General features: G+C 57.4%; 10 protein-coding genes. 4 read left to right on the top strand and 6 right to left on the bottom strand.

Annotated elements, in window-relative coordinates; translation table 11 throughout:
- Positions 1-32 precede the first annotated feature (32 nt).
- Positions 33-2,816 (bottom strand): hypothetical protein, encoded by a 2,784-nt coding sequence (locus Poly24_RS11090; RefSeq protein ID WP_145094683.1) that lies wholly within the window; start codon positions 2,814-2,816, stop codon positions 33-35.
- Positions 2,817-3,003: 187 nt separating this feature from the next.
- Between Poly24_RS11090 and pilM the strand changes: the two genes are divergently transcribed.
- The 3 genes from pilM (at position 3,004) to Poly24_RS11075 (ending at position 9,516) form a co-directional block, all read left to right on the top strand.
- A complete protein-coding gene (gene pilM, locus Poly24_RS11085; RefSeq protein ID WP_145094680.1) occupies positions 3,004-5,229 on the top strand; it encodes a type IV pilus assembly protein PilM in 2,226 nt (741 codons plus the stop codon).
- Positions 5,230-5,353: 124 nt separating this feature from the next.
- Entirely contained in the window at positions 5,354-7,126 is a 1,773-nt protein-coding gene (locus Poly24_RS27015) for a hypothetical protein (RefSeq protein WP_197452494.1), read from the top strand.
- Between the two features lie 92 nt (positions 7,127-7,218).
- Entirely contained in the window at positions 7,219-9,516 is a 2,298-nt protein-coding gene (locus Poly24_RS11075) for a hypothetical protein (RefSeq protein WP_145094677.1), read from the top strand.
- A 32-nt stretch (positions 9,517-9,548) separates the two neighbouring features.
- On the opposite strand, the gene clpB is transcribed toward Poly24_RS11075, so the two are convergent.
- On the bottom strand, positions 9,549-12,227 hold the full coding sequence (gene clpB / locus Poly24_RS11070) for an ATP-dependent chaperone ClpB (RefSeq protein ID WP_145094674.1): 2,679 nt from the start codon (positions 12,225-12,227) through the stop codon (positions 9,549-9,551).
- Between the two features lie 207 nt (positions 12,228-12,434).
- A complete protein-coding gene (gene dnaK / locus Poly24_RS11065; RefSeq protein WP_145094671.1) occupies positions 12,435-14,363 on the bottom strand; it encodes a molecular chaperone DnaK in 1,929 nt (642 codons plus the stop codon).
- Positions 14,364-14,767: 404 nt separating this feature from the next.
- Between dnaK and pheA the strand changes: the two genes are divergently transcribed.
- Entirely contained in the window at positions 14,768-15,820 is a 1,053-nt protein-coding gene (gene pheA / locus Poly24_RS11060; RefSeq protein WP_145094668.1) for a prephenate dehydratase, read from the top strand.
- Positions 15,821-15,877: 57 nt separating this feature from the next.
- Here pheA and Poly24_RS11055 read toward each other — a convergent pair whose 3' ends face one another.
- The 3 genes from Poly24_RS11055 to Poly24_RS11045 form a co-directional block, all read right to left on the bottom strand.
- A complete protein-coding gene (locus Poly24_RS11055) occupies positions 15,878-17,590 on the bottom strand; it encodes a 30S ribosomal protein S1 (RefSeq protein ID WP_145094665.1) in 1,713 nt (570 codons plus the stop codon).
- A gap of 222 nt (positions 17,591-17,812) precedes the next feature.
- Positions 17,813-19,168: a hypothetical protein gene (locus tag Poly24_RS11050; protein WP_145094662.1), complete on the bottom strand. Its 1,356-nt coding sequence runs from the start codon at positions 19,166-19,168 to the stop codon at positions 17,813-17,815.
- Between the two features lie 65 nt (positions 19,169-19,233).
- Positions 19,234-20,121: a DUF4339 domain-containing protein gene (locus tag Poly24_RS11045; RefSeq protein WP_145094659.1), complete on the bottom strand. Its 888-nt coding sequence runs from the start codon at positions 20,119-20,121 to the stop codon at positions 19,234-19,236.
- Positions 20,122-20,132 lie beyond the last annotated feature (11 nt).

Here is a 20,132-nt window from a genome sequence, read left to right as displayed (position 1 = left end):
CGGCGGCCGAATCACGCCTCCAAACCGAGCGATCAGCTATCGGTCCCCAGTTCCACGCGTACGGTAACGATCTGGTGCCCGGTCAGTTTTAACATCACCGCGTCGCCGGACGGTTTCACGTCGCGAAGCTTCTTGCCAAGCAAGTCGACGATGCTTGCCGACACGATGTTGGTGAAACAGCTGAGCGAACAATTCGACGATTTTCCCATCGTCTCGACCAAGCGAATCGACACAAATCGGCGATCACCTTCGATCTCGGTTTTCCAATCGCTGGCGATCACCGTCGGCGAATCGATATGGAACAACCAGCCGGTATTGAACGCTTGGGGCTTGTGGCAACGATGCTGCGTGGGTGGCGCAAGCGACTGCCGCGATGCCGCGACCGGGTTCTTGATATCGAAACCGTAAGAGAGCGAAAATTTTCGCTGCGTCTCTTCCGAAACCACAAACAACGTATCCAGCATATGTTTGCCAACGCGGCGGTGGGCAGGCATTCCATCGGCCAGCACGAGCGTCGACTGTCCCGCTTCGTCGATCCAAACGCCTTGAGGAGCCAGCAGATAACGGCCGCTGCTGGATTGGATTTGATCGCGAATGATCAATTTGGGCGTCGACGCTTCCATCGCCCAAGCGATCCGCGCTCCCAAGTACGATTGCCAGGCTTGCGGTTCGAGCGGCCGCAGTGGTTCGAATTCGAGCTCCAGCTGCAGTTGTCGCGAGCCGAGCTGCAGGCGATAGAGGATCGTTGCGTTCGCGACCGGTTCGCCTTCGGGGGAAAGGATTTCGACGTCATTGCAAACCTCGCCACAGGTCGTGTCGGCGCGGAGCACGCGGCTGTTCCGCAAACGCATCGTCGAACACTGCTCTCCGGCGTTGTTCGGCTGAGCAAACACTAGCTGCATCGAAAACCGGTTGCTGCGTGTTTTGGGAGTGTGGACCGACAGGATCCCGCCGGTTTGCGAATGCAACGCAACTTCGAAGAAATCGTTTCGCAAACCTTCCGCGTCGGCCAACGGCTTAGGACCACGAAACCACTTCTGACGCGGCTCGCGGTCTCCCGGCGTAGCGATCGCAAAACCGCAGCTAGGAACATCGATCACAGCAACCGCACCGCTGGGCGTTGCGTGACCTGCGTAGACAGGACCTCCGACCGCGGGGGGAAACCCGGTCAGCGGAACATGTTGTCGCGCAGCTGCCGAATGCGGGTTGAGCACCGCCATCGAATCGGCGGTCTGCGAATCGTCGGCAAGCTCGATTCCCAAAGCTTGGCAAAACGCGGCGCTGGCGGCGGCAAGCTCCTCTCGCTGCTGCGTCGCCGGATCGGTCGCGGCTGCGGCGTCGCTAGCGCTCGGTTTCCCGGAGACCGCAGTGGCCAAGGCTCGCAACGGTCGCGTGGTCTCGCGCCCGATCTGGTCTCGCGTGATACGAGCCAGCGACGACAAGGGATTTTGAATCTTGTCGCTGACAAGGTTTGCCAACCAATCGCCGTCGCCACGGCTGCCGGCCGAAGGTTGAAACGAATGGTAGGGGCGTTCGCTCTCGTTGAAATACTCTCCCAACGTTTGGAACTTGCCCAACGCCAGTCCCCAGGTGCTGGCTCGCCGCAAGTCCTCGTAGGCACAGCATTCCGCTCCTGGCCAATGGACCAACATCGCCGTCGAAATCTGTCCGGCATCGACAGCTTCGCCCAAGCGAGGTCCCAAACCTAAGAAGACATGCGGGTCCGAAGCATCCAGCGGAGTCGAACAGATCGCTTGGATCTCAGCATCCCCCGACTGCCACAGCAATTTTGCTTCGTCTTGCCCATAGTCGGTCCCGCCCGCGAAGTCGGCAAAAATCGCTCCCTCGTAGCCGAGCTGGCTGAGCAACGTGGGCAAGTCTCCCGGCAGCCCGCCCGCAAAACGGCCGAACGCATGAGGCGGTTTTCCCAACAGATCGATATACTGTTGCCGCGATTCGCTGAGATATTCGATCGCCGAAGCGCACGTCAGCAGATCCAGTGAGAAGTGGTCATCGATCGTGCCGCCGGCGAGGCCGATCTGGTCGGCGTTCAAACGGGACTTCAGCGTTTCAAAGGCCTGAGAATTTTCTTGTCGCAATCGCGTCAGCAGGGTGACGTTGGCCAAGAGATTGGTCGGACGGTCGGCGGCCAGACTGTCGGCCAATTCGGTCCCAAGGGTCGACTCGGCCAGCAGCGTCAGGTCGATGAGATAGGGATCGGCGGAGAAGGAATGATCGCGTTCTTGAGCGATCAAATCGAAGCAGTTGTGCAGCGCGTCCTTGGTCGCGTCGTCGTCGCCGGCCTGCCACGCCAACGCGGCGGTGGTCAGCTGTAACGCAAAATAGGCGTCGTCGAGATTGCTGCTGTAGCGCAACTGACGCGTCATCAATTGAACTTGCAGGTAGGCGTAGGCGAGCGCGTAGAAATCGGCGACACGCTCGGTGCGCGGCAACGGTTCGCTCAGCAAGCGATCGGCGATGTCGTCGCGGCGGTCCCCCGCAACCGGGACGAACACGCAGTCGGTAGCCGTTTCAGCCCTTGCTTTCGTTCCAGTCGGCAAATCCGATTCAGACGCACTTGGGACGATCACGATCGATCCCGAGAGGTCTTCCGGCGGCGTATCGGCACGATGCCAAACCGGCATCTTTCCGGTCAGCGCAACGATCGCGGGATGCCATAACACAGACCAACCCACCAGCAACCCGTTAGCGTCATCGCCAGTCAGTTTGGTGGGAAAGTCTTCGAGACTGTGGCAGGGCAACAGCACATAAGCGTCACGAGGGGCGTGCGCTTTGGAAAAAACGGATTTTGTCATCTGAGAAAATTTGACATTGGGATGGCGACCTCGATAAATTAAATAAGTCGGGGTGCAATGTATTTTACTCTCATCTTTTACGCACCCGTAGGATAGACTGAGCTTTTCATTCTTTTCGAACACAAAGAACTGACCGTTCAGGGCCTAGACAATGCGTCGGTCGGCGGCCGATCAAGGATATTAACACATGGCCAGCAATGCGAGTGTATGGGGTATCGAAGTTGGACAGACAGCTTTAAAGGCCCTACGCTGCGAAATCGTCGGGGGCGAAGTTGTCGCCAACGCGTTCGACTACATCGAATACCCGAAGATCTTAAGCCACCCCGAAGCCGATCCCGAAGAGCTGGTCCGCGATGCGCTCAAGCAGTTTTTAGAACGCAATGAAACCCGAGGCTTTCGGGTGGCCGTCAGCGTTCCCGGCCAGAGCGGTCTTTCCAAGTTTTTTAAGCCACCACCCGTCGAAGCCAAAAAGGTCGGCGACATCGTCCGTTACGAGGCGCGTCAACAGATCCCGTTTGACCTGGATGACGTTGTCTGGGATTTCCAGATGATGCCCGGTAGCACGATCGAAGAAGGCTATGCACTGGAGACCGAGGTGGGGCTGTTCGCGATGAAACGCGATCAGGTCTACAAACAACTGAAGCCCTTCGACGTTGCCGAATTGGAAGTCGATCTGATCCAATTGGCGCCGATCGCGATGTACAACATGCTCGCCTACGATCGCATGAACGATCGTCTGGAGGCGAACGATTTTGATGTCGAGAATCCGCCGTCGTCGACCGTCATGGTTTCTTTGGGAACCGATTCGACCGACCTGATCATCAGTAACGGCTTTCGAGTTTGGCAGCGCAGCATGCCGCTGGGTGGTAACCACTTCACGCGCCAGCTGACCAAAGATCTGAAGATGACGTTCGCCAAGGCGGAACATCTGAAACGGAACACGCGCGACGCCGACGATCCGAAGCTGATCATCCAAACGATGCGGCCGGTCTTCAACGACCTGGTCACCGAGATCCAACGCTCGATCGGCTTCTTTCAATCGATTCACAAAGAAGCGACGATCGACAAGCTGTTGCTGACCGGCAATACGGTCAAGCTGCCGGGGCTGGGGCCCTATCTGGGCAAAAACCTCGGCTACACCTTGGAAGTGCTCGATGGCTTCAAGCGACTGCAAGGTTCCGAAGTGCTCATGTCGCCGGTCTTCAAAGAAAACCAATATACCTTTGGCGTTTGTTATGGGCTGTGCCTGCAAGCGCTAGGCCTGGGCCCCATCGAAACAACGTTGGTCCCCAAGGAAATCCTGACCGATCGGATCATCCGCGCCAAAAAACCGTGGGCGTTGGCCTGTGCGGCGGCGCTGATGGCCGGTTTCGTTGGGCACTATCTGTTTGTGCAACGCGACTGGTCGGTCGTACGGCAAGAGCGCTGGGCGTCGGCGATCTCTCAATCGTCGCAGCCTCAATCGTATGCAACGACGCACAAAAGTACCGACAACGATTACATTAGCAAATTGGCATACCTGAAGAACGTCGGCCAAGAGCTCTCCGGCAATGGAGAGCGACGGCTGATTTGGATCGAATTCCTGACGATGCTCGATGGCTTGATGCCGCATCACCCCGATTATCAATCGCCCTCGCAATACCCCAGTCCGCTGGAATTGCCTTATTCAAAGCGCCCCGATATCTACATCGATTCGATCGAAACGCAATACTTCGACGATCTGTCGGAATGGTACACCGAAACGATCGCCGAACGATATCGCATCGAAATGAGGAACTGGTTCCGGATCACGCGCCGCGACAAAGCGACCGAAGAACAAGAAGCCAAGTTCTTGGAAGAGTTGACCGCGTTGACCGGTCCTGAAGGTCCCGGTTGGGTCGTGGAAATGAAAGGCTTCCACTACTACAACGACATCATCGGTGAAGAGGGTGGTAACCATGTTCGGAAGTACCTTACCGAAAAATTCCTAAACGGCTCGGTTAACATTCCGTTGACCGATTCGAACAACGCGATCACGCCCGAAACCTTCACGACAAAAGAGATGGGGATTTCGTTTCCGTTGTTGTTAAGTGATCCCGGGTTGCAAGAAGTCAAAATCCCCAACCCCGAATACGAAGGTCCAGCGACAGGACAGGCCGGTGGCATGATGCCCGGTGGTCCGCAAACAAACACCAACGTGTTTGGTGAGGTGGAGGTTGTGCCGCCGAAGGGCCAAGCCGCCGCCGAAGATGGAACGAAACAACCGCCATCTTTTGACGCAAAAAAATACGCGGTGACGTTTCAGTTCTGCTGGCAGCCCAAATCGCGAACGGTACGATTGCAGTTGCGAGCCGAAGCGGCAGCCGAAGCGGCCGCGTTGGCTGAAGAAGAAGCGGCCGCAATGGAATCCGAAGAGTCCGCAAACGAAATCTAATCGTGGGTTGCGGTGTTGCCAAACCTGATCCGCGAGCCACCGCGTTCCAAGTCCGTTACGCATCACGAACCGAAAACATTGTCCGCCAGCCGAGACCCCCGTCCCTAATCCGAGTATTAAATAAATGGACAAGCTGAAAGAAAAACTAGGACCGGCGATTAAGTACGCTTTCTGGGGCGTATGGGCACTGGTGATGATTGTTTCGATCGCGATTTGGTGGGTCTCGACGTCATCGCTGGTGGCGAACGCCGAATCGCAGAAAACGGCGATCAACGGCGCCTACAGCACCCTGACACAGATCCGTGGCACCGCGTCGACACACCCCAATCCGCATTCGCATACGGAAATGGAAAAGCGTGTCGACATCTTGCAACAAGATGTTCTGGCCGCGTGGGAGCGTCAGTGGGAATACCAAGAAAAAATCTTGGTCTGGCCGACGGAGCTGAACAAAAAGGGGACCAGCGATTTTGTCGATGCGTTCAGCAAATACCTGCCGATCGAAACGACGACCGAATTCCCGATGCCCGAAATCGACCAAGTTGATCAGACGTTGCGTCACCGTTACAAGCTGTACATCGAAGGCCAATTGCCCGGCCTGGCCGAGGTGGTTGGCGCCAAATGGACCGCAGATTTTAAAGCAGCATCCAACGCCGCAGGCATGGGGATGGGAATGGGCGCTGGCGGTATGGAGATGGGTTTTCAAGAACCGATGGGCATGGGCGGCCCGGGTGAATTCGGCGTGGGGCCGGCGGTCAGCAAGGAACCCGATACGCTTGTCAATTGGTCCACGGCAAGCCAAGCCATGCTGCTGGAACAGGTCTTCCCCTGGCGAACCAAAGAAGCCCCATCGACCCTGGACGTGCTTTATTCTCAAGAAGACCTCTGGGTCTTGAAAAATCTGCTGCAGATCGTCTCAACGGTCAACGGCAACGCGACCAAACCGTTTCAGGCCACCGTCCATGAGATCGTCGAAATTCAGCTCGGCCGCGCCGTCGCTGGCCGCGTCGGTCGGGTCTCACGCGCCGCCATGCAAATGGGGGGCGACGCCATGGGCATGGGAATGGACATGGGCATGGGAAGCGAGATGGGAATGGACATGGGCATGGGAATGGAGATGGGCATGGGAAGCGAGATGGGGATGGGCGAAGGAGGGATGGAAGCTGTCGATCCCGCCGAAAACCGCTACGTCAACACGGCCTACGAACCGATCTCGGCCAGCGAATTGCGTTCGGCGATGGAGAGCCCCAGCCCAGAAAATGCATTTTTGAATGTTGCCAAACGCTTGCCCGTCAAGCTGACCTTGAAGATGGATCAACGCAAACTCCCCCAACTGCTGACCGCCTGTGGCAACGCCCGCTTGATGGTCGAAGTCCGCCAAGTCCGCATCAACACCTCCAGCACCGGGGCTGCGTCCGGCGGCATGGGAATGGAGATGGGCGGCATGGGAATGGAGATGGGTGGCATGGGAATGGAGATGGGAGGCATGGGAGCTGGGTTCGGAGAGATGGGGATGACCGGTGGCGGGATGCCTGGTGGGAATCGGGTCGACGAATACCCGTTTGATCTTCCCATCGAGGTCTATGGTGTGATCTACATTTACAACCCACCGGATCTGGAGAAATTGGGAGTCGAAGAAGTGACGACCGAAACCGTTGTGAACGACCAATCGATCGGCGAAGCCCCAGTGGCGAATGCCGCTGGTACGCAGGCCCCCGCCACTCCGGAACCCGCTGCCCCCAACGTGGAGCCTGCCGCTGGCGAACCACCAGTGGAGAATCCACCAGCCCCCGCGGCGGTCGATCCACCAGCAGCGGTTCCACCGGTGGCCGCGCCAGAGGATCCGCCCGCAGCAGCAGAGAATCCAGCGGTCGCGGCGGAGCCCGCTGCGGCGAATTAGCTTTGCGATGACAGCCATGGGGCAATCGAAAACCCCATTCAACCAATACCCACGACCAAACGACCGACGGCAGCAGTAAAGGGAGACACATTATGAAAGGCAAGATGGACGGCGATGCTCTGAAGAAGTTCGCCATCAATCATGTGGAAAAGCTAGTCCTGGGACTGGTCGTGGCCGTGTTTGGGCTGTTGATCTACAAGGGTCTTAGCATTGAGCCCTTTGCAGAAGCAAAGAATCCGGAAAACCTGACCTCAACCGCGAATCAGGTGATGACCGAACTGGAGACCACGCACTGGGAAGCCATCGAAAGCGAAGAACCGCGTGTGGCGACGGTCAAATACGAAAAGAACGTCGAATTGAGCCGAGATTCGATCGACGCCGGACTTCAATTTAAAGAGAAAGGCTTCCCCAAGAGCCGTTCGAAGATCAAACGCCGCGATCCCGAAATCGATGCTCCCGAATATGCGCCTCAGGAAATCCAACTGGTTGCCGTCTTAGGTGCATTCAGCCTCAATCCGCCTGCAGGTACTCCCGACCCGTTTGAAGCGCTTGAAGATGCTCCGAAAATGGAAGTCGAAGAGGAGAAAAAACCTGTCCGCCGACGGCCCCGCCGCCAACCGCGCGGTGGCGAAGCCGGCATGATGATGGAAGGGATGATGGGTGGCGAAATGATGATGCCCGAAATGGGTGCGGGCGAAATGGAGATGGGCATGGGTATGGGCATGGGCATGGGAGGTGCTTCCATGGCTCGAAAATTGGATCCCAAGTACGACCGTGGCTATCGCGGAGCTGGAATGGGGATGGGAATGGGAGAAATGGGAGGTGGCATGGGCGGCCCGCGTGGAAACGCAACGCAAAGGCCGATCGCTTACACCCATCAATTTATTGCCGGCACCGCCGTCATGCCAAACGAATTGCTGAACGAGGCATTTCAGGATGCGTTAGGAGATGCCACGGGGTTTGATCCGCGCCGCGATCGCCCCAAATATATTGCATTCCGCGTAATTCGCGCCGACGTCACCGACCGCGATGTTTCGGAGTTGGAAGAACCCGACGATGCCAAGATTTTGGCGGAAGAAGGGGACTGGGTCGTCACCACCAGCAATAACTTCATGAACTCGATGTACATCAAGCACTGGGCGGGCTTCTCGCCTGAAGTGATCTCGCCCGAATACATGGATTCGGTTTTGACGATGCCGATTCCGCCGCTATTGATTCAAGACTACATGAAGTTTGCCGTGCACAGCTTGGTGCCGCTGGCAGGCCATAAGAAGCGTGACAACAATGCCGCCGTTGAAAAAACGCCCGTCGATGCCCCCGATGTCACCGGCCCAGCCGTCGGAACTCGGCTGGATCTCGGAGCCCTGCAAAATCGTGGTCCCGCATCGCGCACCGGCATCCCCGGCATGATGGGTGCCGAAGGGATGATGGGCCCCGAGGGAATGATGGGTTCGGAAATGATGATGGGTTCCGAGGGAATGATGGGCTCGGAAATGATGATGGGTTCCGAGGGAATGATGGGCATGATGGGCCCCGACGGCATGATGGGATCGACGGTCGTTGTCGCATCCGAATACAAACTGATTCGATTCTATGATTTCCGCGACAGCCCTCGCCGAAACAAGTTTGGGCCACAGCCGGGTCGAAAGTACGTTTATCGGATTCAAGTTGCGATCGAAGATCCCAACTACCCAATCAATGGGCGCTTTGCACCGCCGCTGAAAACATTGGATCCCGATGTCTTGGAACGGATTCAAAAGCGAACCATGCTCGACGCAGAGATCACCAAAAAGGAAGGCTCGACCTACCGAACCGGTTATTTGTGGTCGGCTTGGAGTAAGCCGAGCCCGCCCGCGTCGCTCCCCGAACTGTCATGGTTCGCTGGCGGCCTGACGCATCCCGAAGTGATGACGTCGCAGGAAGGAAAGAGCTTCCAAAAGAATCCTCCGACCGCCGATATTGTCGCGGTAAACTGGGATTGGGGATTTGCGACCGAACGGACAGCCCAATTCGAATCGGCGACGCGTGGCTCGATTCTCGATAACCCCTCGTTTACCGACGAGATCGTCAATCCTTCGACCTTGGAAATCAAACAGCTGGACAACGCATCGGTTAAATCACGAGGCGTCTTGGTCGACATTGCCGGAGGCGAAAACCTAGCCGCCTTGGACGCTGAGGAGGAGCCGATGTTGGCTCCCGGAAAGATGCTGTTGTTCGACGAGAATGGCGGCCTGGTCGTCCAACATGAGATCGAAGACGCGTTCCGTTTCCGTCGCTATACGTTTGCCGATGAACGCGAACGACTGCAAAAAGCAAAGGCTGCCAGCACGATGCCCGAACCGGGCATGGGTGAAGGTGCCATGCCCGAGTTCTCCTTTGGTGGCGAGTAGGCCCCTTACGGAGTCACGCTCGTCGCGGAGGGCTAGTCCGCCGCGACGGCTGCGTTTGCAGGGATCATTTCAAACGTGTAGTCGCCGTTTTTAAAGTCGACGCGGACCGTCGATCCGGCCGCATACTGATTCCGCAACAGCTCGGTCGCTAACCGATTCTCCAGACTCCGTTGGATCTCCCGCTTCAACGGACGCGCACCATAGGTTGGATCGAAGCCTCGATCGGCAATCGCTTCGACCGCCGCATCGGTAACTTCCAAGCCGATCTCATTGGCCTCCAACCGCGAAGATAGCCCTTCCAGCTGGATCCGCACGATCTTCCGAATCTGATCCAACTGCAACGGGTGGAACACGATCGTGTCATCGATTCGATTCAAAAACTCTGGCAAAAACCGAGCCTTCAACGATTCCTGAACCGACGCTTCCAATTCCGCATCCGAGCCACCGTCCATAGCGATTTTTTGAATCGCTTGGCTTCCGACATTGCTTGTCATTGCGATCACGGTATTCGCAAAATCAACGGTCCGACCTTGGCCATCGGTCAACCGACCATCGTCAAGCACTTGCAACAAGACGTTGAAGACATCGGGATGCGCCTTCTCCATCTCGTCCAAAAGGATCACGCAATACGGGCGCCGACGAACCGCTTCGGTCAACTTGCCACCCTCTTCGTATCCGACATATCCGGGAGGCGCCCCGATCAATCGGCTGACACTGTGCCGTTCCATGAACTCGCTCATATCCAAGCGAACCATCGCATTGGGATCGTCGAACATGATCCGCGCGAGCGCCTTGCACAATTCGGTTTTGCCGACGCCCGTTGGCCCCAGGAACAGGAACGATCCGATCGGCCGATGCGGATCTTGCAATCCACTGCGACTGCGACGGACGGCATTGGCCACTGCGGTGACGGCGGCATCCTGGCCAACGACCTGCTGATGCAAACGCTCTTCCATGACCAACAATTTCGCCCGCTCGGTCTCCAGCATGCGATGGACCGGAATCCCTGTCCAGGCGCTGACGACTTCCGCGATTTCTTCATCGGTCACATCCTGTCGCAACAAGCGTCGAGCCCCATGCGACGGATCGTCGGCGCTAACGGCACCTTGCGACTGTGTCTCGGCTTGCTTTTCGGCCCGCGCTGTCAAATCGGTACGGCGTTTATCCAGTTCATACAACTGTTGGTACTCGGCTTCCGTAACCGCTTCGCCGCTGGATTGTTTGCGGCGAATCTCACCATCCAAAGTTCGGAATTCATGATCCACCTGATCGATCTGCTTGCGAATGCTTTGCACATCATCAAGTCCCAACTTTTCGGCTTCCCATTGTTCGCGAAGCGAAGCCAGTTCCGCCTTCTGCTGCTGCATTTCGGCATTCACTTCATTCAACCGCGATTTTGCCGAGGCATCTTCTTCGCGTTCGAGTTGACGTGCTGCCAGTTCCAACTGACGCAGCCTTCGCTGAACTTCGTCTATCGGTTCGGGAACGCTTTCCTTTTCCATCGCCAAGCGACTGGCCGCCTCGTCGACCAGATCGATCGCCTTGTCGGGAAGGAAGCGATCGGCGATATAGCGATGCGACAACGTTGCCGCCGCGACCAACGCGGAATCCGTAATGCGGACGCCATGGTGGGCTTCATATCGCGGCTTCAGCCCGCGCAGAATGGCAATCGTATCTTCGACGTTCGGTTCGCCCACAAACACAGGCTGGAAACGTCGTTCCAACGCCGCGTCCTTTTCGATGTGCTGACGGTATTCGTCTAACGTCGTCGCCCCGATGCAGCGCAAGGCACCGCGAGCCAATTCCGGCTTCAATAGGTTTGCGGCATCGGCAGATCCTTCCGCTTTACCGGCACCAACCACCAGATGCAGTTCGTCGATGAACAGGATCACACTGCCGGCGCTCTCTTTGACCTCACGCAAAACCGACTTCAGACGCTCTTCAAAATCGCCGCGAAACTTCGCCCCGGCAACCAGTGCGCCCATGTCCAACGAGATCACCCGCTTGTCTTTTAAACTGGTCGGAACATCGCCTTCGACAATTCGAAGCGCTAGCCCTTCAGCGATCGCTGTTTTCCCAACCCCCGGTTGACCGATCAGCACGGGATTGTTCTTCGTGCGTCGCGACAACACCTGGATCACGCGTCGGATCTCTGCGTCGCGACCGATCACCGGATCCAATTTGCCCTGCAGGGCCAATTGCACGAGGTCGATGCCATATTTTTCTAATGCTTGGTAACTGTCTTCGGCGTTCTGGTCGGTGACCCGCGCGCTGCCCCGCACTTCTTTCAGCGCCGAAAGCACGTCGTCCGTCCCAACGCCGACCAATTTCAAGAGGTTCTTTGCCTTGCCGTCGGTATCGGTCATCGCCAACAGCAGATGCTCGCTACTGACGAATTCGTCCTTCATCGTCTCGGCGCGTCGCGCAGCGGCCTCGAAGACCTTTTGCAGTTCGGGGGAAACACCGGCCTGACGTCCTCCGGAACTCTTAGGCAATCGCTCCAATTCACTCGCCAACATCCCATTCAATTGATCGATGTCGACACCGATTTTTTGCAGCATCGGGCGAACGATCCCCTGGCCGGTGCTGAGCATGCTCGCAAGCAGGTGCAACGGAGTGATTTCAGGATTTCCCGCTTCGGTCGCCTCTCCTTGAGCTTGGCCGACCGCTTCCTGCGACTTATGTGTCAATTTGTCAAATCGAAATGCCATGATTCAAACTCCTGTTTCTGATACTGCCTAACATGCCTGTAAGATTCAAAAAAACTGCGGACCGCGCACGAAAAAGCCACAGCCGTTGAAGACACGCTTGCAACCAATCGGTCACTGTCGCGTGTTGGGATAATCGTCTGTGGCCCGCGTAGCGATCACCGGCCAGCCCATCGGACCGGCCCGGTGATCAATCATCGTTGAAGACGTTTACTTGTCTTTCACTTCGAACTCCGCATCGATGGCATCGTCATCCGCACTTGGTGCTGGTTCCGCTGATGCACCATCCGCCGCCGCGCCTTCAGCTCCCGCTTTTTCATAAAGCACTTTGCTGAACGCTTGCCAAGCTTGCTCCAATTCGCTGGTCGCCGAAACAATCGCCGCGGTATCGTCGCCAGCAACCGCGTCGCGCACCTTCTTGATCACCGCGTTCATGGGCTCCTTGTCCGCATCGGTCAGCTTCTCTTCGTTATCCTTGAGCTGCTTTTCCGATTCGTGGATGAGGCTGTTCGCCTTGTTACGTGCTTCGGCCAATTCGAACAGCTTGCGATCTTCATCGGCATGCTCTTCGGCGTCCTTCTTCATGCGTTCGATTTCGGAGTCGTCCAGACCGCCCGATTGTTCGATCTGCACCTTGGCTTCTTTACCGGAATTGAGGTCCTTCGCGCTGACATTCAAAATACCGTTCTGGTCGATGTCAAACTTGACCTCGATCTGAGGCATACCGCGTGGTTGTGGAGGAATCCCTTCGAGGTTGAAGTCGCCCAACAATCGATTCTGCGCCGCCATCTTGCGTTCACCTTGGAAAACGCGGACGGTGACCGCGGTTTGGTTGTCCGCAGCGGTGCTGAACGTATTCTTCTTCTCCACCGGAATCGTCGTGTTGCGTTCGACCAGTGGTGTCATCACACCACCTTCGGTTTCGATCCCCAGGGTCAATGGGCAGACATCCAACAGCAACACGTCGGTACGATCACCCGCCAGAACGCTACCTTGGATCGCAGCACCGATCGCAACCACTTCATCGGGGTTCACACCCTGGTGAGGGTCTTTGCCGAAGATCTCTTTAACAACTTCGCGAACCTTAGGAACACGCGTGCTACCACCCACCAAGACGACCTCGTCGATGTCGCTAGGCTTCATCCCGGCGTCTTCCAGTGCCTGCAATACAGGCTTACGGCAACGTTGGATCAGATCGGCAATCAACTCTTCAAACTTCGCCCGCGTGACCTTCATCGTCAGGTGCTTGGGCCCGGTTTGATCCATCGTGATAAATGGCAGGTTGATGTCGGTTTCTGGCAGCGTGCTCAATTCTTTCTTTGCTTTTTCGCACGCTTCTTGCAAACGCTGCAGTGCCATGGGGTCGCTGCGCAGATCGATTGCGTGATCTTTCTTGAATTCGCTGGCAACGTAACCGATCAAAGCTTCATCGAAGTCGTCGCCACCGAGGTGCGTATCGCCACTGGTGCTGACCACTTGGAAGACGCGCGTCGAACTCTCGTCGTCGCCCGAATCGGCAACTTCCAGAACCGACACGTCGAACGTACCACCCCCCAGATCGAAGACGATGATCTTTTCATCCTTCTTCTTATCCAGTCCGTACGCGATCGCCGCAGCCGTCGGTTCGTTGATGATCCGCATCACTTCCAGACCCGCGATGTCACCCGCATCTTTGGTGGCTTGTCGTTGGCTGTCATTGAAGTACGCGGGAACGGTGATGACCGCCTTGTTGACCTTGTGCCCCAAGTAGGATTCGGCAGCTTCCTTCAGCTTACGAAGCACCTTTGCCGAGATTTCTTGCGGCGTGTATTCCTTGTCGCCCACCTTGATTTTGACGAAGTCGGATTCCGCACCGGTCACTTCGTATGGGACGATCTTCTCTTCGGAATGAACTTCGTTGTGCCGGCGGCCCATGAAACGCTTCGCCGAATAGATCGTTCGCGTTGGGTTGGTGACCGCTTGGCGACGCGCCGGTTCGCCGACGATCGTTTCCGCTTTGTCGGTGAACGCCACCACGCTGGGAGTTAAACGGTTGCCTTCCGCATTGGGAATCACCTTGGGATCGTTACCTTCCATGATGGCAACGACGCTGTTGGTGGTCCCCAAGTCGATACCAATAATTTTTTCGCCTTGTGCCATGGATCTCTCCTCCAGTCGTATCGTCAGAATTTTAGTCTATTCGTTGTGCGACAAAGCTCGCCCTGTGGAGCATTGCATGTCGTGCCGCGTCTCGTTCGGTCGGCGACATGTTTGGCCGTCACGCGAACGAATGTGAACAAAAGCAAAGAGCGTGCCAGAACCAAACCACGGCTTCCAAAAAACTGCAATTCCTGTACGTTTCGGTACATCAGGCACCGTTTTGCGGTTCCAACCGCCTAATATTCGTCATCGTCACGGCTCCAGTTTGACTTTTGAGCCCGTTTCGGTTTCGATGAGCAATGCGTTGCCGGTCAAAATGACAGACTTCGCCCGTATGAATTTTGCCGTGTCGTTGGAGCACCGGCAACTCAGCCATCCTGACACCCTCGAAGAGCCAATCCACGATGCCGCGAGACCCTGAACGCCTCAACGAGATCGATCGAGCCATCCTTGACCTAGTCGGGCAACGCATGGAAATCCTGCGTCAGGAAAACGCTGCGGAATCGCCAGCAGATGTCAGCGCGCGGATCGAATCGACGGTCAAGCAAAGCGCTGCCACGCATCGGATCGATCCCGATCGCTTGCGAACGCTGCTGCGGCACGTCGCCAGTCTGTCCAATGCGGAACTGGAAACCTGCCGGATCGCTTACCTGGGCCCTCAGCACAGCTACAGCCATCTGGCCGCGATCAAATACTTTGGCGACGCCGCATCGTTCACCCCAGAAACAACCATCGCCGCCGTTTTTGATGCGGTGGGTCGGGGCCAAGCCGCGATGGGCATCGTTCCCGTCGAAAATTCAACCGACGGCCGCGTGGTCGATACGCTGGGGATGTTCGTGCAAACCCCCGTCAATATCTGTGGCGAAGTGCTGCTGCCAATCCACCACTATCTATTGAGCCGCACGCCGCGCGAACAGATCGTTGAAATTTACAGCAAGCCGCAAGCGCTATCGCAATGCCGAGGCTGGTTGGCCCAACACATGCCGGCGGCGCAGCTGAAAGAGCTCTCCAGCACCGCCGCGGCGGCCAAACTGGCGGCCGAAAAACCAGGGGTTGCCGCAATCGCTAGCGAAGCGGCCGGGCGTGAGTACGGCTTAAACGTGATCGCGGCCAGCATCGAAGACAACCCCAACAACGTCACACGATTTGCTGTACTGGGAGCCCATGAACCCGATTCCAGTGGCAACGACAAGACGGCTTTGGTCCTGCAAATCATCCATCGCCCCGGCGCCTTGGCCGATGCAATGAACGTCTTCAAAACCCATAACCTGAATCTAACCTGGATCGAATCCTATCCGATGCCCGCCGGGCCCAATGAATATCTGTTCTTCGTCGAATTGGAGGGGCACAAACAGGACGCCCCAGTGAAAGCTGCGATTGAAGATCTGAAAGCTTTTACGGTTCGCCGCGATATCCTGGGGTCGTACCCCAAAGACAGCAACCGAACCGAAGGCTGATCTGCCGCCATGGTGGCGGCAGTTCCCTGAGCTCAGTCTCAAACGGCATCGCCCCTTCTACCACTTCAAACCAAACTTGGCTCCGCCGGCATCCGCATCTTTGCCACCCTTGAGCGGACCGACGTGGCGTTTCTTGATGTACGGCTCGGGTGCCGGTTCATCGATTGCCTCAGCCGCCTCTTTCGCCTTCTCTTCCTCGGTCTGCGGTTTCACCTGAGTCGCCTTCAGCGACAATCCGATCCGCTGCGAATCTTTGTCGACCGAGAGAATCTTCACCTCGATCACATCGTCGACTTTGACCACGTTGTCGACCTTAAAGACGCGATGATGGGCGAGTTCGGAAATGTGGATCAGCCCTTCGATGCCGGTTCCCAAACGAACAAAGGCCCCGAAATCGGCGGTCCGCGTGACGGTACCGGTGACCGTCGAACCGACAGGGAAATTGCTGTCGATGTTGTCCCAAGGTTGTTCCAGCAGATCTCGATAGGAAAGTCCGATCTTGCCGGTGGCCTCATCGATCTTGTCGATCCGGACCTTCACCTTTTGGCCCGTCTCGATCACTTCACTAGGATGCTTGATTCGATCCCAGCTGAGCTTGCTGATGTGGATCAGCCCTTCGACGCCCCCGAGATCGACAAACGCGCCAAAGTCCAAGACGTTGCGGACGGTTCCTTCCAAGACATCGCCCACAGCGATCTTGGCCATCTGTTCTTGGCGGCGTTCCTCGCGTTCGCGTTCGAGGATCGCACGGTGGCTGAGCACCAAGTTCTTGCGGCGTGGATTGCACTCGTTGACAACGCACATCAGCTTTTTGTCAACGAACTCCGCCGCGTCTTCAATGCGGAACTCCGACAATTGGCTGATCGGAATGAAGCCGCGCAGCGAACCGACCTTGACGTCGACACCGCCGTTACAGACCGATTCGACATACGCTTCGACGACGTCTCCTTCTTCTAACTCATCCCAGTCGCTGGCGTCGAGCGCTTGACCAGGCAGCGCCAACATGTACATCCCGTCGTCGTTGTTGAACCCACGCACGATGACTTCGACCGAAGCACCGATTTCAGGTTCCTCTTTGAATTGTTCAAATGCGACCGCCCCTTCGTCGGGACCACCCAACGAGACAAACACGGCATCGACATTCTTCTTGATCACTTTCGCTTGCACGCGTTGGCCTTCGACCAAAGCATCGCGCATCGGCATGCCCGCTTGGCCGCCAAGAATCTCTTCAAGTCCCGAGCCGGCCAATTCGCGGGCTAACATTTCTTCCAAGTCGTCCGACAAAGGGGCGCGTTTGCTGGGGACCATAATCCGCGGAGTTGGTGGCGGAGCGATCTGTTTGCCGCGTGGCGGATGTTTCTCTTTGCCAACGTGCTTCGGTTTCTCGGGCTTCGCCGCTTCGCCGCCCGTCTCCGTTGCAGCTCCTTCCGCGGCGGGGGCCGCCGGCTTTTTAGGCCGTTGTGGAACGGGCAACGGTGATCCGGGACGGCCGGCCGATGGAGGCGGCGAACTGGGTTGATGCCCAGGTGAACGCCGCGCCAACGGGCCGCTGGGCCGACCGGCTAACGGACCGCTTCCCGATGCGGGAGCCGGCGAATCGGCGGCCGCCGCAAGTGCGGCCGCTGCGTCGGACAACGTCGCATCGTCAGCCGCTAGGGGCGCGGGCGATGGAGTCGCGGCGTCACCAGCATCGATGGGAGGCTGTGCATCGGCTGTGGAGGATTGCGGGGGAACAGCGTTTTCGAGGTTTTCAGCGTTGGATTCGTTCATCAATCAAACCGATAAAGCACAGATTCAAACAAAAGGGAGATAGGATGCTGCGTGCATCGTCCGACCGCGTCGCTTACGCCCCAACGGCCACCGGTAGCGGAACGCAACGAACGCGCAGACATAGGTTCACGCCGAGGATTCTACCATAAAGAAGCCTTGCGGCTAGGATCATAACGGGCAACCGAGGCCAACTGGGCGTGCAATTTGCCTCCCATTGGCGGGTTATTCCGCCAACACCCGCGTCAGCTGTTGGCGAATGATCGCCTCGCAACCGCGGCCGACCCACCGCCAGCTGTGGCCAAAGCCTTCGTCAAAGGCCCGTTTCGTAGGGATATATCCCGTCCAGCTTTCGCCGAATCCGATCGCCATCACAAATGAATCCGGATGCAAGCGTTGCGCCATCAATTGGTATCCGACAAACGATTCCCCTGGCAACAACACGATCTGAGCAATCCCTAAATCGAGACAGGGCAAATCGATCGGCTGACGCTCCAAACGATCCAACGAACTCAGCCCCATCGCCGCCAAAATCCGATTCTTCTCGCTGGCCTGTTCGTCTTCCAATACCGCGGTCATCGCCTCGCGCGTGAACTCATCCCCTTCGTGAAACGGCAGCTGCAACGTTTCGCATCGGAAACGGTATTCGGAAATCGGTTGGCGTTGGGCCACCGCCGCCGACTGAACCATCGCTTGATACAGCCGATCTGCCAAAACCGCACGCGTCGCCGCCGCTCCATCGTTGTATTTTCCAGCCGTCACGTCGCCGCTGCAGCCGGTGGTGTAGATCTGCATGCTCCCTTCGGTATCCAATTGGCGTCGCCGTCGAGCCATGCCAACAAAGTCGGCGGTCACGCCCCCTTGCCCGTAATAGCTCATCGGATGCGTGGCATACGATGAGATCACCGCCAGTTCGCGATCCTGGTTGTAGAAGTGGATCGTTTTGAGAAACGGATCGATCTCTCCGGCGTCAGCCAGCGCCGCTGGCGAATCGGGACTCATCCGACTGCCCCGGTCGTAACCGACCCGGCCATCGGGATACTCGACCCTGCGGTTCGACGCGATCTGGTCCACCTTGGCTTGACTGGCGGCAACGTGTGTCAGCGGCTGAGCCAACGGGATCGCCTTGCGAATCGCTTCGGCCACGCGAGCGATGCAATCCGCGTGAAAGGCGACATCGTACAGTTCGCCCTGCATGCCGACACGGTCCAACAGCGCTTGGGCACCGCTGTCGGTAACCGGTGCGTCGTGCTGATGCAGCGAACAAACAAGCACTCGATTGCGGACGGTGTTCGCCGCCTGGGCGATCTGATCGCGCCATTGATCATACGCACCGTTGCGAACTTCGCACCAATCCAATGCAACAAGCACCACCGGCGGGCCCGATCCCAACAGCACCAGGCCGCGGGCTTCCAACGGATCTTCGATGCGCAACGCCTTCGTCGGCAAAACGCCCATGCAACGATGCCCCAGCGGAATCGTGATGTCAGCCGAAAAGGTCGCCAAGCGCAGCTCCGCCGGTTCCGACGCCACGACGCTACTACAGAACATCACCCACAACAACGCAAAACATCGAAACATTGAGACACTCAATTGCAAAAGGTTGTGCGGCTTACCAGGCATCCAATCGGTCGAAAACGACCGCATCACGCGTCGCCACTTTTGACAACGATCACCAGGATGATCACCACGATTAAAAACAGACTCACGGCGGCCAGCATCGCGATCATCCGCGTCCGCCGTTTGCGTTTGGCCAATTGCCGCCGTTCGAATTCCGTCAGCTTTGGTTCTTGTTCCAGGTGCACCCCGGACGTCGATCGGCCCAGATCGATGCCTCCCTGCGAACCGAGGGGCGCTTCGGGCAAATCGGCGTTGAGATCGATATCGGCAATCCCCGACGTGCCAAAATTTGGACCAAACACATCTTCGGCTTCGCGCCATTGCGACCATCCATCCCGCCACACCAAAGATCCGGGCACCACTCGATGCTCCTGAATCCACTGCTGCATCAGCGCGCCGCCCGCAGGTCCATATTGCCCACCGCTGGGCGGCCGGACATACCAAACGACGTCCACGGGCATCGCCAGCGGTGACGATTCGTCTTGCGAAGTCTCGTGCTGCGATTGATCCGGAGGCAATTCGGCCGGAGCTGTTTCACTTGGCGGATCCGATTTCGTGGCGGCGGACGGATCGGCCTGAGGCACGGATTCCGGTGCCGGATGCTGGGCCGTCGCGACCTTGCTGGACGGCTTGGGACCGTCGGGTGCGGTTGCGTGGGAAGGCGTCGAAACGGCAGCCGATTCCGCCGCGGCGAGCGTTTCGGAACGATACGCGGCGAGCTGTGGAGATTCCTCCGGGACGGATGAATCGTGGCTGTCTGTCAGATCCGAATCCACAGGCATCGACCACGCTTGATCGCCCATCGGGATCCGAAACATCGTTTGGCAGTTGGGGCACTTTCCCCGTTTGCCCGCCAAGAACTCTTTGACGTTTAAACGATGTTGACACTCATGGCATTGGAATCGAATTCCCATCGAATACCCAG

This window comes from Rosistilla carotiformis (genome assembly GCF_007753095.1).
Taxonomy (GTDB): domain Bacteria; phylum Planctomycetota; class Planctomycetia; order Pirellulales; family Pirellulaceae; genus Rosistilla; species Rosistilla carotiformis.
The sequence above is the reverse complement of the archived record's forward strand: the minus strand, read 5'-3'. Positions and strand labels throughout refer to the sequence as shown.

Coding starts and splice junctions, on each gene's coding strand:
- dnaK (WP_145094671.1), bottom strand. CDS start 14,363: ATGGCACAAGGCGAAAAAATTATTGGTATCGACTTGGGGACCACCAAC.
- pheA (WP_145094668.1), top strand. CDS start 14,768: ATGCCGCGAGACCCTGAACGCCTCAACGAGATCGATCGAGCCATCCTT.
- Poly24_RS11045 (WP_145094659.1), bottom strand. CDS start 20,121: ATGGGAATTCGATTCCAATGCCATGAGTGTCAACATCGTTTAAACGTC.
- Poly24_RS11055 (WP_145094665.1), bottom strand. CDS start 17,590: ATGAACGAATCCAACGCTGAAAACCTCGAAAACGCTGTTCCCCCGCAA.
- pilM (WP_145094680.1), top strand. CDS start 3,004: ATGGCCAGCAATGCGAGTGTATGGGGTATCGAAGTTGGACAGACAGCT.
- clpB (WP_145094674.1), bottom strand. CDS start 12,227: ATGGCATTTCGATTTGACAAATTGACACATAAGTCGCAGGAAGCGGTC.
- Poly24_RS11075 (WP_145094677.1), top strand. CDS start 7,219: ATGAAAGGCAAGATGGACGGCGATGCTCTGAAGAAGTTCGCCATCAAT.
- Poly24_RS11090 (WP_145094683.1), bottom strand. CDS start 2,816: ATGACAAAATCCGTTTTTTCCAAAGCGCACGCCCCTCGTGACGCTTAT.
- Poly24_RS11050 (WP_145094662.1), bottom strand. CDS start 19,168: ATGTTTCGATGTTTTGCGTTGTTGTGGGTGATGTTCTGTAGTAGCGTC.
- Poly24_RS27015 (WP_197452494.1), top strand. CDS start 5,354: ATGGACAAGCTGAAAGAAAAACTAGGACCGGCGATTAAGTACGCTTTC.